The 12158-nt window shown below is 73.7% G+C and carries 10 protein-coding genes; 4 read left to right on the top strand and 6 right to left on the bottom strand.

Annotation, left to right across the window (positions count from 1 at the left end; all coding sequences use genetic code 11):
• Window positions 1-39: 39 nt before the first annotated feature.
• On the bottom strand, window positions 40-363 hold the full coding sequence (locus AB0M76_RS32995; RefSeq protein WP_365956428.1) for a YkvA family protein: 324 nt from the start codon (window positions 361-363) through the stop codon (window positions 40-42).
• Between the two features lie 70 nt (window positions 364-433).
• Entirely contained in the window at window positions 434-898 is a 465-nt protein-coding gene (locus tag AB0M76_RS32990) for a MarR family transcriptional regulator (protein ID WP_327363546.1), read from the bottom strand.
• A gap of 119 nt (window positions 899-1017) precedes the next feature.
• Between AB0M76_RS32990 and AB0M76_RS32985 the strand changes: the two genes are divergently transcribed.
• Together AB0M76_RS32985 and AB0M76_RS32980 are read left to right on the top strand one after the other, a co-directional pair.
• Window positions 1018-1575, top strand: a complete 558-nt coding sequence (locus AB0M76_RS32985) for a DoxX family protein (RefSeq protein ID WP_365956427.1) — start codon at window positions 1018-1020, stop codon at window positions 1573-1575.
• A gap of 235 nt (window positions 1576-1810) precedes the next feature.
• A complete protein-coding gene (locus AB0M76_RS32980) occupies window positions 1811-3628 on the top strand; it encodes a glycoside hydrolase family 15 protein (protein WP_365956426.1) in 1818 nt (605 codons plus the stop codon).
• A 24-nt stretch (window positions 3629-3652) separates the two neighbouring features.
• Here AB0M76_RS32980 and AB0M76_RS32975 read toward each other — a convergent pair whose 3' ends face one another.
• The 3 genes from AB0M76_RS32975 to AB0M76_RS32965 all read right to left on the bottom strand — a co-directional run bounded on the left by AB0M76_RS32975 (window position 3653) and on the right by AB0M76_RS32965 (window position 8980).
• Window positions 3653-5059 (bottom strand): APC family permease, encoded by a 1407-nt coding sequence (locus AB0M76_RS32975; RefSeq protein ID WP_365956425.1) that lies wholly within the window; start codon window positions 5057-5059, stop codon window positions 3653-3655.
• Window positions 5060-5412: 353 nt separating this feature from the next.
• Complete coding sequence (locus tag AB0M76_RS32970; RefSeq protein ID WP_365956424.1) at window positions 5413-7593, bottom strand: SpoIIE family protein phosphatase; 2181 nt, start codon at window positions 7591-7593, stop codon at window positions 5413-5415.
• On the bottom strand, window positions 7562-8980 hold the full coding sequence (locus tag AB0M76_RS32965; protein ID WP_365956469.1) for an MFS transporter: 1419 nt from the start codon (window positions 8978-8980) through the stop codon (window positions 7562-7564). Before AB0M76_RS32965 ends, AB0M76_RS32970 begins: the two co-directional genes overlap by 32 nt.
• Window positions 8981-9194: 214 nt before the next feature.
• Between AB0M76_RS32965 and AB0M76_RS32960 the strand changes: the two genes are divergently transcribed.
• Window positions 9195-10127: a LysR family transcriptional regulator gene (locus tag AB0M76_RS32960; RefSeq protein WP_365956423.1), complete on the top strand. Its 933-nt coding sequence runs from the start codon at window positions 9195-9197 to the stop codon at window positions 10125-10127.
• Window positions 10128-10233: 106 nt separating this feature from the next.
• Complete coding sequence (locus tag AB0M76_RS32955; protein WP_365956422.1) at window positions 10234-11127, top strand: class I SAM-dependent methyltransferase; 894 nt, start codon at window positions 10234-10236, stop codon at window positions 11125-11127.
• A gap of 63 nt (window positions 11128-11190) precedes the next feature.
• Here AB0M76_RS32955 and AB0M76_RS32950 read toward each other — a convergent pair whose 3' ends face one another.
• Window positions 11191-12099: an alpha/beta hydrolase gene (locus AB0M76_RS32950; RefSeq protein ID WP_365956421.1), complete on the bottom strand. Its 909-nt coding sequence runs from the start codon at window positions 12097-12099 to the stop codon at window positions 11191-11193.
• Between the last annotated feature and the right edge of the window lie 59 nt (window positions 12100-12158).

Below are 12158 nucleotides of genomic sequence, written 5' to 3'. Positions count from 1 at the left end.
CCCCGGTCCAGGGGGTGTTGGGGCCGAGGCACCCTGCCGCTACGCGGGGTCCGGCTCCTTCGCCGCAGCGGGCCTCGAGGCCTCCACCGCGCCGGGCCGCACCGCGCCCGCCGCCGCGTGCAGGGTGCGCAGCGCCAGCAGCAGCACGCCGATGTCGTCGAGGTACACCGGGTCCGGGATCAGGTCCACGGGCGAGACGGTGTAGATCACCGCGACCCAGAAGAGCGCCTTGTCGCGCAGCGGGATCCCGGCGTCGAGCAGCAGGCGCCGCGCCGCGAAGACGCGTACGAGCAGCACACCGGCCGCGATCGCCAGCCCGAGGGCGACGACCGCGGCGACCGTCAGCCAGACCGTTCCGTCCATGTCACCCCTATACCCCGTCGGGGACCGATATCGCTCGTCCGCCGTGATGTCTGCCGTGTGATCCGCCGTGTTATCCGCCGTGCTCGCGCAGTCGGCGGCTGACCTCGCCCAGCCCGTCCGCGAGCACCTCGAGCTGCTCGGGGGTGAGGACGTCGATCAGTGCCTCCCGGACGGTGGCCACATGACCGGGCGCGGCGGCCTCCAGGCGGGCGCTGCCGGCGTCCGTGAGGACGGCGAAGACCCCGCGCACGTCGGAAGGGCAGCTGCGGCGGCGGACCAGGCCCGCCTTCTCCAGCTGGGTGACCTGGTAGGTCAGCCCGCTCTTCGAATTGATCAGGCCATTGGCCAGTTCCGTCATCCGCAGCTCGCGGTCCGGAGCCGCGGCGAGCCGCACGAGTATCTCGTACTGCGGGTGCGAGAGCCCGGAATCGTCCTTGAGCTGCTGGTCGAGACGGCGGTTCACCAGGGCGGATGCGGCCAGGAAGCCGCTCCAGGCGCGCATCTCGCGCTCGTCCAGCCATCTCGTTTCAGCCATGGGCCCAGGGTACACGGGTTGTTCCAATTTGAATCAATGGTTAGGGTCAGGGGCTGGCGGTTCGAATTTGAACTACTCCGTCCCCGCCCCGGACCGCCCGACCGGAAGGATCCCCCCCCATGACCAGCCCCTCCGTCACCGCGACGAAGCCGCAGGCCGCTGCCGTCCCGGCCGTCCCGCTCGCCCTCTCCACCCCTGCCCACGACGCCGGCCTGCTCCTCCTGCGCGTGGTCCTCGGCCTCACCATGGCCGGCCACGGCACCCAGAAGCTCTTCGGCTGGTTCGACGGCGGCGGCATCAGCGGCACCGGCCAGTTCTTCACCGCCAGCGGATACCCGTCGGGCGACGCCATGGCCGTGCTCGCCGGCCTGACCGAGACCCTGGGCGGCCTCGGCCTCGTCCTCGGGCTGCTCACCCCGCTCGCCGGAGCCGCCGTCGTCGGCACCATGATCAACGCGATCGCCGTCCACGGCGCCGGGTCGTTCTTCGCCCCGAAGGGCATCGAGTACGAGCTCCTCCTGACCGTGGGCGCCGCCGCCCTCGCCCTCACCGGCCCCGGCCGGTACGCCGCCGACCGCTTCCTGCCCGTCCTGCGCAGCCACCGCCTGGCCCACGGCGCCCTCGCCGTCGCCCTCGGCGTGATCATCGCGGGCGCACTGCTCCTCGTACGCAACTAGTGCCGCGTCAGGCAGCGTTCGCCCCGTCGCGACGCCCGGCACGCACTCTCGCCGCACCGGCCGAAAGCTCACGTACGTCCAGTACGAGCGCTTGCGGCCGGCACGCCGAGAGCACGCACCGGACGCCGCTCCTTGACCGGCAAACGCTGCCAGACGCGGCGCTAGTACTCGCGCGCCCGAGGGTGCCCGGGCCCTACGCTGATTGGACCCGGGCATTCGGGGGAACAGCGCACAAATGACACAACCCATCGAAGACTACGCACTCATCGGCGACCTCATGACCAGCGGGCTCGTCGGCCGCGACGGGTCCATCGACTGGCTGTGCCTGCCGCGCTTCGACTCGCCCGCCTGCTTCGCGGCGCTCCTCGGCGACAAGGAGAACGGCCACTGGCGCATCGCCCCGGCCGGGGCGGCCGACGGCGCGCAGTGCACCCGCCGCGCCTACGTCGACGGCTCGCTGGTCCTGGAGTCCTACTGGGACACCCCGGACGGCGGCTCGTTCAAGGTCATCGACTTCATGCCACAGCGCGACAGCGCACCCGACGTGATCCGGGTCGTCGAGGGTCTCTCCGGCGAGGTCGCCGTACTCAGCGTGCTGCGCCTGCGCTTCGACTACGGGCACGTCGTCCCCTGGGTCCGGCGCGCCGACGGCGACCGGGTCGCCGTCGCCGGGCCCGACTCCGCGTGGTTCCGCAGCGAGCCGTCCGTGCACACCTGGGGCGAGGCCAACAGCACCCGCTCCGAGTTCACCCTCACCGCCGGCGAGCGGGTCGCCTTCGTCCTCACCTGGCACCCCTCGCACGAGCCGCGCCCCGAGCCCTGCGATCCGTACGAGGCGCTGGAGCAGGGCCTCGCCGACTGGCACGAGTGGAGCGAGCAGTGCACTTACGAGGGCCCCTACCGGGAGGCCGTGACCCGCTCCCTGATCACCCTCAAGGCCCTCACCTATGCGCCGACCGGCGGCATCGCGGCCGCCGCCACGACCTCCCTCCCCGAGGAGCTCGGCGGTGTCCGCAACTGGGACTACCGCTACTGCTGGCTGCGCGACGCCACACTGACCCTCGGCTCCCTCCTGGAGACCGGCTTCCTGGACGAGGCCCACGCCTGGCGCGAATGGCTGCTGCGCGCGGTCGCCGGCGACCCCGCCGACCTCCAGATCATGTACGGGATCGGCGGCGAGCGGCGGATCCCCGAATTCGACCTGCCGTGGCTGCGCGGCTACGCCGCCTCCTCCCCGGTCCGCGTCGGCAACGCGGCCGTGGACCAGCTCCAGCTCGACGTGTACGGGGAGGTCCTCGACTCCCTGTACCTGGCCAGGTCGAGCGGACTGCCCGCGGAGCGGCACGCCTGGCGGATCCAGCTCGCGCTGCTCGACTTCCTGGAGCGCAACTGGCGCCGGCCGGACGAGGGCCTGTGGGAGGTGCGGGGGCCGCGCCGGCACTTCGTGCACTCCAAGGTGATGGCGTGGGTCGCCGCGGACCGGGCCGTGCGCACCATGGAGAGCGACTCCTCGCTGCTCGGCGACGTGCAGCGGTGGCGGACCATGCGGGACCAGGTGCACCAGGATGTGATCGAGAACGGCTTCGACCCCGTACGGGGCACCTTCACGCAGTACTACGGCTCCCGCGAGCTGGACGCGGCCACCCTGCTCATCCCGCGGGTCGGGTTCCTGCCGCCCGACGACCCGCGCGTGATCGGCACGGTCGACGCGGTCCGGGCGGAGCTCGGCAGCAGCGGCCTGGTCCGCCGCTACAGCACCGAGGGCCCGTCGGTGGACGGGCTGCCCGGCGACGAAGGGGCCTTCCTGGCCTGCTCGTTCTGGCTGGCCGACGCGCTGCACATGACCGGGCGGGAGAAGGAGGCGCGGGAGCTGTTCGAGCGGCTGCTGGCCGTACGCAACGACGTGGGGCTGCTCGCGGAGGAGTACGACCCGGTGTCCGGCTGCCAACTCGGCAACTTCCCGCAGGCGTTCAGCCACGTCGGCCTGGTGAACACGGCCATCACCCTGGGCCGGCCCGCCGTCGACAGCATCGGCGGGGCCGACGGGAACTGATCCCGCCGGCCCCGCCGAGGTGGGTCAGACCGCGGCGGGCTCGCCGTCCTCCGGGATGCTGACCAGCCAGCGGCTGTCCTGCCGCGGCCGCAGGTACAGCGCCCAGTACAGCGTGGCCACGGCGGTGATCCCGCCGGTCCACAGCAGGTACTGGGTCTCCTGCTGGGTCAGGATGTACGCGAGTACGGCGATCAGCACGATCGGCACCGCCGGCCACAGCGGCATCCGCCAGGCGGCCACCTCGCGGTGCGCTCCGCGCCGGGAGAACAACGCGGCCACCGCGACCAGCAGGTACATGCCGGTCACCGAGACGCCGGTGACCCCGTACAGGGTGTCGAGGTTGACGAAGCACAGCGCCGCGCCCGGGACGCCGACGAGGAGCGTGGCCACCCACGGGGAGCCGAAGCGGCCGAGCTTGGACAGTGCGTGGTTGACCGGCTCGGGCCAGGCCTTGTCGCGGGCGGAGGCGAACAGCACGCGGGAGTTCTGGATCACCATGACGATGCCCGCGTTGATGATGGCGAGGGCGACGCAGAGGCTGACGAAGGTGCCGACGGCCGAGTTGGACCAGGCGGTCACCATGCCGCCGAGGTCGCCCTCGGCCAGCGCGGAGAGGTCGGGCGCGCCCACGGTGATGGCGATGACCGGGATCAGGATGACGGCCGTCGAGATGGCGAGGGTGGCGAGCACGGTCCGGGCGACGTTGCGCCGCGGGTTCTCGAGCTCCTCGGAGAGGTAGACGGCGGTCGAGAAGCCCTGGGTGATGAACAGGGCGATGGCGAGCCCGGAGACGACCATCATCGCGGTCACCGTGGACGTACCGCCGCCCTCGGCCGCGACCGTGCCGTGCACCAGTGCACCGGTGCCCCGCTCGCTGTGCGCGAAGCCCAGTACGGCGACCAGCGCGGCGGCTATGACCTCGAGCACCAGGAAGATGCCGGTGATCCAGGCGTTGGCCCGCAGGTCGAGAAGGCCGGCGAGGGTGGCGAGCAGCATCACGCCGCCGCCCGCGACCGGAGCCGGTATGTGCACGATCGGCGCGAGGTAGTCGGCCGTACCCATGGCGATCACGGGCGGCACGATCATCACGACCAGCAGGGAGAGTACGAACACCAGCCACCCGGCCAGCCGGCCCGCGAGGGTCGACACCATCGCGTACTCGCCGCCGGCGCTGGGGATCAGGGTGCCGAGCTCGGAATAGCAGAACGCGACGCCGATGCAGAGCAGCGAGCCGATGGCGATCGTGAGGGCCGTCCACGTGCCGAGGCTGGCGAACAGGTCGGGCACGACGACGAACAGGGTCGAAGCGGGCGTCACGCACGAGAGCGTCAGCAGTGTGCCCCCGACGACGCCGATGGAACGCTTGAGCTTCTGGGGGACGGGCCCGGTGGCGGGCGCGAGGGCCTGAGGGGCGCTGATCGTTTCAGACATCAGTGCGGGGTTCCGATCGGCAGGTGCGGTGAGCTGAGGTGCGGGAGCGGTATCGCCTCCGAGGCGGTGGTGAGCAGAGTGGTTCAGTGGCTCCCGGGCCGACATCGAATCCCTGCGAGATCCGCAGGTCAATAGCAGTTCCCCTGCGGATTCCATCGTCCCGCCGAGCTGCGGCGGCCCTACGGCAGTGTTAAGACCGCGTAAACGCTGCACAGAGTCCGGGTGCGGGAACCGCAGCGGAGTGCGGGCAAATTTTCTTCCGCTTTGCCGACATGTGCCCGCGGCGACACCATCTGCCCAAGGAGTGGGCACCCCGCAACGCTGCCGGCAGAGCTCCCGCAACGCCTTTCGGGTCAGTCGCTCGCGGCAGGCCCGGCGTCCTTGCGCAAGGCCAGCAGCAGGGCGATGTCGTCCGGCCGGTCCGCGGAGTTCCCCGCCTCGCCCACCAGCCGGTCGGCCGTCTCCGTCAGCGGCGACGGCCGGGCCGCCGCCAGCGCCGCCCGCAGCCGCTCCACGCCGAGGTCGATGTCCTCCCCCACCACCTCGACCAGCCCGTCCGTGTACAGGGCGAGCACTGAGCCCCGCGCCAGCCGCAGCTCCGTCACCGGGTACGCGGCGTCCATGTCGATGCCGAGCACCACCCCGCCCGGCAGGTCCAGCACCTCCGCCCGCCCGTCCGCGTGGCGCAGCAGCGGCTGCGGGTGCCCGGCCCGGACGGCCTGCGCCCGGCCCGACGCCGGATCGAGCAGGACGTAGCAGCAGCTGGCGAACTGGCCGGGGTCCAGGTCGATCAGCAGCCGGTTGGTGCCCGCCATCACCTGCTCCGGCGGACTGCCGCCGAGCGTGAAGGCCCGTACGGCGCTGCGCAGCTGGCCCATGGTCGCGGCGGCCGCCACCCCGTGGCCCTGGACGTCCCCGATGACCAGGGCCAGCACGCCCTCGTTCGTCTCGATCACGTCGTACCAGTCGCCGCCGACGTCCATGCCCTGGGTGCCGGGCAGATACCGGGCCACCGTCTCCACGTGCCCACCCACCGGCAGCCGGTGCGGCAGCAGCGCCGCCTGCAGTCCGCGGGCCAGCGCCGCCTCGGAGTCGTAGCGCTGCGCCCGCTCCAGCGCCTGAGCGATCAGCCCGGCCAGCGCGGTCAGCACCGTGCGCTCCTCCGGGCTGAACCCGCGCGGCGTGTCGAAACCGAGGATGCACGAGCCCACCGGCCGGCCCGAGGCGATCAGCGGCAGGAACGCGCGGGCCCCTGTGTGGGCGTCCAGCGGGATTCCCGGATAGGCGGCGGCCAGGTGCTCCATCGACTCGAAGAACATCGGCCGGCCCGTGGTCAGCGTCTCCACGCCCGGCAGCCGGACGTCGAGCGCCACCCCGTCGAACCGGTCGAGGAAGCCCTGCGGGAAGCCCGTCTCCCACGCCAGGTGCAGATGCCGCTCGTTGAGCAGGTAGATCGCCAGCTGGCGGCCGCCGAAGGCGGGCAGCAGCTCCTGGGTGACCACCGCCGACACCTGGCGGGCCGTGACCGCCTCCGTCAGCGCGATCGCCAGGGCCACCGGCCGGTACAGCGCCGAGGCCCGGTCGGCCGGTGAACCCAGCCCCGCGCCCGGCCGGACCACCGACCCGGGGGCGTAGACGGGCGGATCGGCCGCGCCGATCGTCACGGTCACCCCGTCCGGGCCCGGGTACAGGTCCACCGTCACCCAGTCCCCGTCCGACTGCCGGCCGCGCCGGGCCGGGAAGCGCACCGGCTCGCCGGACATGAACACCCCGCGGAAATGGTCCTCGTACGCGGGCTGCCCGAGCCAGGGCACCGCCTCCCACACCACCCGCCCGCGCAGCTCCGGCGCACCCAGGGCCAGCAGGCGTGCGGCGGCGTGGTTGACGTAGCGGATCCTGCCCGCGCGGTCCACGGAGAGCACCGACAGCGTGAGCCGCTCCACCGCCTCGCGCGCGCCCTGCGCCGTGTCCGAGGGCGGTACGCACACCGGATCGCCCTTCCAGAGCACCGGTTCCCCGGTCCCGGTGAGCGCGGCCAGCCCGTCGGCCAGCCCGTCCGCGGCGGAGCGCAACCGCTCCCGGTCGGCGGCGTCGACCGAGGAGCCGGGGGTCGCGGGGCGCAGGACGAACAGCACCCCGAACCGCTCGGCCCCGGCCATGATCGGCTCGTAGAACGAGCCGAAGGGGAACGGCAGCCCGGCCATCATCTGCGGGAAGCGCTGCATGGCCGTATCCGCGTCGGGCAGGTGCACCGACTGGCCGGAGCGGTAGGCCTCGGCGACCGGGTACGGGCGGTTCACGTGCAGCCGCCACCACGGGCGGAACAGCTTTCCGGGCAGGCCCGTGAGCACGGCGAGCAGCAGCGTTCCCTCGGCGCCGGAGCGCAGGTAGACACCGCCCGCAAACCCGCCGACGGCCTGCACCGCATCGACGCAGGCCCGTGCGAGCACGCGGGCCGTGGCGTCGGTGGCGGGGCCGCTGTCCGCTCTCGCCGTCACACAGTCAGCATGCGCCCCCGACGCCGGACGCTGCATCCCGGCGCCCGCGCCCCGCGCCCCGGCGGGTGCCCCTGCCGTCCCGGTAGCCGGCCACCACCGCGAGCGCCGCCAGCAGCAGCACGGCGGCCACCGTGCGCAGCGCGACCCCCATCGCGTCCGTGAAGGCGCCGATCTGCGCCGGATCCTGCGGATCGCCGTGGAACCGGGAGGCCAGCACCGTGCCGACCACCGCCACCCCCAGCGCCGCGCCGATCTCCCGGGCCGCGGTGTTCAGCCCGGAGCCCAGCCCGGCCTGGTGCGCGGGCAGCTCCGCGACCACCGTCAGGGTCAGCGACGGCGCGCACAGGCCCGTCCCGACCGACAGCACCAGCAGGTGGCAGGCGTACAGGGCGTACGGGGTGTCCGCGTCGGCGGTGGAGACCAGCAGCAGCCCGGCCCCGATCAGGCCCAGCCCGATACCGACCGGCAGCCGCGGCCCGGTCCGCTCCGCGAGCCGCGCGCCCAGCTTCGGCACGACCGCCATGCCGACGGTGAGCGGGATGATCGCCAGGCCCGTCCGGGCGGGCGAGAAGCCCTTCGCGTACTGGAGGTACTGGGCGTTGACGAAGAAGAGGGAGAACAGCCCGAAGAACGCGGCGCCGATGCCGAGCGCTCCGGCGCGCAGCTTGCGCGAGGCGAAGATCCGCGGGTCCAGCAGCGGCTGCGCGGCGCGCAGCGCGTGGCCGGTGAAGGCGGCGAGCAGTGCGGCGCCGGTGCCGAAGGCGATCAGCACCGCCGCCGAGGTCCAGCCGTACGAGGGCCCCTCGATGATCCCGTAGACGACCGCGAGGAGCGCCCCGGCCAGCAGCAGCGCGCCGAACGGGTCGACGGAGGCATCGGAGCGGGCCGGGGTGCGCGGGACCGTACGGGCGACGGCGAGCGCGAGCAGCGCGCCCAGCGGGACGACCGCCCAGAACAGCGCCCGCCAGGTCAGGTACTCCCCGGCCAGGCCGCCCCCGACGTTGCCCGCCAGGCCCCCGAGTCCGGCGGCCAGCGTCCAGGTGGCCAGCGCCTGGCCGCGGCGCTCGGGCGGGCTCAGGTGGATCAGGACGGACATGGTGGCGGGCATGATCAGGGCCGCGCCGGCCCCGCACAGCCCGCGCCCGGCGATGAGCACCGCCGGGGCCGCGGCGAGCGCGCTGACCGCCCCGCCCGCGGCGAACAGCGCGAGTCCGGCGAGCAGCGTGCCCTTGCGGCCGTACCGGTCGCCGAGGGCGCCCGCCGGGATCAGCAGCGCGGCGAAGACGATGACGTAGGCGTCGACCGCCCAGACCAGCTGGCCGGGTGTCGGGTGCAGGACGGACGCGGCGAGCTGCGGGATCAGCAGGTTGACGGCGGCGACCATGGCTTGCGCGACCAGTACGCACGCACACAGGACGAGCAGCGCGGGCCGGGTGAGGGCGGCGGGCGCCGGGGCGGACGGATCGGCGGCGGGATGTGTGGCATCCCGTTCGCGGGCATGGCGGAGCACGGCTCCTCCTCGGAGTCGGTGACGGTGAAGTGGTGTGGGGGAGGGGGAGCGCGGTCGGCGTCATCCCCTGTGCCTCACCGTAGAGTTGGCGTGACCTGCTTTCCAGTGCAAGTTCTGCAAGGGATGAATGCGTGTGACGCAATCCGGCCTGGACCTCAATCTCCTCGTCGCCCTGGACGTCCTCCTGGAGGAGTCGAGCGTGTCCCGCGCGGCCGCCCGCCTGCACCTCTCCGAGCCCGCCATGAGCCGCACCCTCGGCCGGATCCGCAAGGCCCTCGGCGACCCCGTACTGGTACGCGCCGGGCGGACCATGGTCCCGACCCCGCACGCCCTCGCCGTCCACGGCGAGGTCCGGGCCGTCGTGGAACGGGCCCGGGCCCTCTTCCTGGCGGGTGGGCAGGTCGACCTCCCCACCCTCACCCGCACCTTCACCGTGCTGGCCCACGACGCCTTCGCCGCCACCTTCGGGGCCACGCTCTTCTCCCGGGTGGCCGAGGAGGCGCCCGGCGTCCGGCTGCGCTTCCTGTCCGAGAGCCACGTGGACGTCCCGGCCCTGCGCGAGGGCATCGCCGACCTCGAACTCGGCGTCGTGGACAGCCGGTCCCCCGAAGTGCGCGTCGAGCACCTCTTCGACGAGCACATGATGGGCGTCGCCCGGGCCGGCCACCCGCTGCTGCGGGGCCGGATCACCCCGCGCCGGTTCGCCGCCGTCCAGCACCTCATCGTGTCCCGGCGCGGCCGGCTGGAGGGCCCGGTGGACGCGGCCCTCGCCGAACAGGGCCTGTCCCGGCGGGTGGTGGGCAGCGTCGGCTCCTACCCCGCCTCCCTGTTCATCCTGCGCGAGAGCGACCTCGTCGGCCTGATCGCCTCACAGGCCGTGCCGCTCGCCGCCGAGCTGGGGCTGGAGGCCTTCGACATCCCGCTCGACCTGCCGACCCTGCCGTTCGGCATCGCCTGGCACCCGCGCCACGACGCCGACCCGGCCCACGCCTGGCTGCGCGACTGCGCCCGGGAACTGCTCCCGGCGGTCGCCGGACACCCCGTACGCCGTACGCACTGACCCGAACGCCTCCCCCGTCCGGGGGACGGGCCGCCGCACACGCCCTCGCCGGCCGCGCTCCGGGGCACGATACGCACGCGTCCCACCCCTCCACGGAAGGCAGAGCATGCGGTTCCAGTACGACAGCATCGGCGAGCGGTTCGTGGAGTCGAAGACCACGGCGGCCTTCTCGGCGGCCGACACCCACACCCTGCTCGGGGCGCTCGACGCGCTCGGCGGGGTGCGCGGGCTCGACACCCTCGACCTGGCCTGCGGATACGGCTACAACACGCGGCTGCTGGCCCGCGGCGGGGCCCGCCGGGCCGTCGGCGTGGACATCTCGGAGGAGATGATCCGGCTGGCCCGCGCGCACGGGGTGATCGGCGCGGACGGCGTGGGCGCGTTGGAAGGTGCGGTGGGCGCAGTACTTCCGGTTCGTGGGGCGGGTGCGGTGGCAGCCACGGCGGCGGCCGCCGACACCGAGCCGGCCGCCGCCGACACGGCATCGACGCAAGCCGCGTCCACGGAAGCAGCGCCCGTCGAAGCCGCGTCGATCGAGTACCTGGTGGCCGACGCCGCCAAGCTGCCGCAGATGGGCCCCTTCGACCTGGCCACCGCCGTGTACCTGTTCAACTACGCCGCCGACCGGTCCGCCCTGCACGCCATGTTCCGGTCCATCCGGGCCAACCTGCGCGACGGCGGCCGCCTGCTGGCCATCGTGCCCAACGCCGGCGCGTACCCGAACGTCGACTGGTCGCCGTACGGGGTGCGGATCGTCGACCGCGTCCACGAAGGCGACGCGCCGCTGCTGAAGGCGCAGTTCCTGACCCAGCCCCCGGCCGACTTCGAGTTCCGCGAATGGGCGCACGCCGACTTCGCCGAGGCCGCCGTCGAGGCGGGCTTCTCCACGGTCGGCTGGCAGCCCAACCGGACCCCGCCCGCCGACGGCGCCCGCGACGAGGCGTACTGGACCGCCTACCGTGCCTGGCCGATCAGCTCGCTGATGACCTGCACGGCGTGACGGCCCACCCGGCAGCCCACAGGGCGGTCCCCACGCCGGCCCGCCCGCCGGCCCGGCCGGCCGTCACTCGTCGGCGGCCGACCTGATCAGCTCGACGATCCGGTCACGGGCCGCCCGCCCCTCCGGCACCGGCAGCAGCGGGTACCCGTGCGGCAGCCCCGGCTCCTCGTGGAACTCAACCTCCACGCCGTCCGCACGCGCCCGGCGCAGCAGCTCCCGGCTGTCGGTGGTCAGCACGTCCCGGGTGCCGGTGAACACCGTCAGCGGCGCCAGCCCCGCGAACGAGCCGTGCAGGGGGCTCACCCGCGGATCGTCGGTGGCCAGGGTGCCCGCGTACAGCCGGCCGGCCTCCAGCAGCCCCGGCCGCGCCTGCACCGGGTCGGCGGGCTCGATGGCCGCCTGGTCCGGGTGGCTCATGGTCAGGTCCAGCCATGGCGAGATCAGTACGATCCGCGACGGCTGCGCCCCCGTACGGTCGCGCAGCCGCTGGGCGGCGGCCAGCGCCATCCCGGCTCCCGCCGCGTCCCCGATGAGCACGGTGCCGCCCGCTCCGCCGCTCGCGATCAAACCGCTGAGCAGGTCCGCGGCCACCGGAACCGTCCGGTCCGCGGTCCCGCGCGGGGCCAGTATGTACGCGGGTACGACGACGCGCGCCTGCGCCTCGGTGACCAGGCTCCGGATCATCGACCAGTGCGGCCGGACGAGTTCGTTGATGTACCCGCCGCCGTGCACGTACAGCACCTGGGCCGCGGGCTCGACCCCGCGCGGCGAGGCGTCGTACACCGGCCAGGCGCCGACGAAGGTACGGGAGACCTCGGCGACCCGGCCCAGCGAGCGCGGCGGCAGGTGCGACGCCGGCCGGCGGGCCGACTCGGCCACCCGCGCGCGTACCGCCTCGGCACTCGCAAACCGTCTTCGCCGACCCGCCGCGATCAGCGCGACCGACAGCGCTCTGCTGCGCAGACTCGGCACGCCCCTCACCTCCCCATTCCCTGCCCCGGCCGCAGGCCCCTGCCCAGGCCACAGCCCAT

This window comes from Streptomyces sp. NPDC051364 (assembly GCF_040682115.1).
Classification (GTDB): Bacteria; Actinomycetota; Actinomycetes; order Streptomycetales; family Streptomycetaceae; genus Streptomyces.
The sequence above is the reverse complement of the archived record's forward strand: the minus strand, read 5'-3'. Positions and strand labels throughout refer to the sequence as shown.

Bases quoted from the DNA above. Each gene is read 5' to 3' on its own strand.
- AB0M76_RS32995 (WP_365956428.1), bottom strand. From the start codon at position 363: ATGGACGGAACGGTCTGGCTGACGGTCGCCGCGGTCGTCGCCCTCGGG.
- AB0M76_RS32990 (WP_327363546.1), bottom strand. From the start codon at position 898: ATGGCTGAAACGAGATGGCTGGACGAGCGCGAGATGCGCGCCTGGAGC.
- AB0M76_RS32985 (WP_365956427.1), top strand. From the start codon at position 1,018: ATGACCAGCCCCTCCGTCACCGCGACGAAGCCGCAGGCCGCTGCCGTC.
- AB0M76_RS32980 (WP_365956426.1), top strand. From the start codon at position 1,811: ATGACACAACCCATCGAAGACTACGCACTCATCGGCGACCTCATGACC.
- AB0M76_RS32975 (WP_365956425.1), bottom strand. From the start codon at position 5,059: ATGTCTGAAACGATCAGCGCCCCTCAGGCCCTCGCGCCCGCCACCGGG.
- AB0M76_RS32970 (WP_365956424.1), bottom strand. From the start codon at position 7,593: ATGCAGCGTCCGGCGTCGGGGGCGCATGCTGACTGTGTGACGGCGAGA.
- AB0M76_RS32960 (WP_365956423.1), top strand. From the start codon at position 9,195: ATGCGTGTGACGCAATCCGGCCTGGACCTCAATCTCCTCGTCGCCCTG.
- AB0M76_RS32955 (WP_365956422.1), top strand. From the start codon at position 10,234: ATGCGGTTCCAGTACGACAGCATCGGCGAGCGGTTCGTGGAGTCGAAG.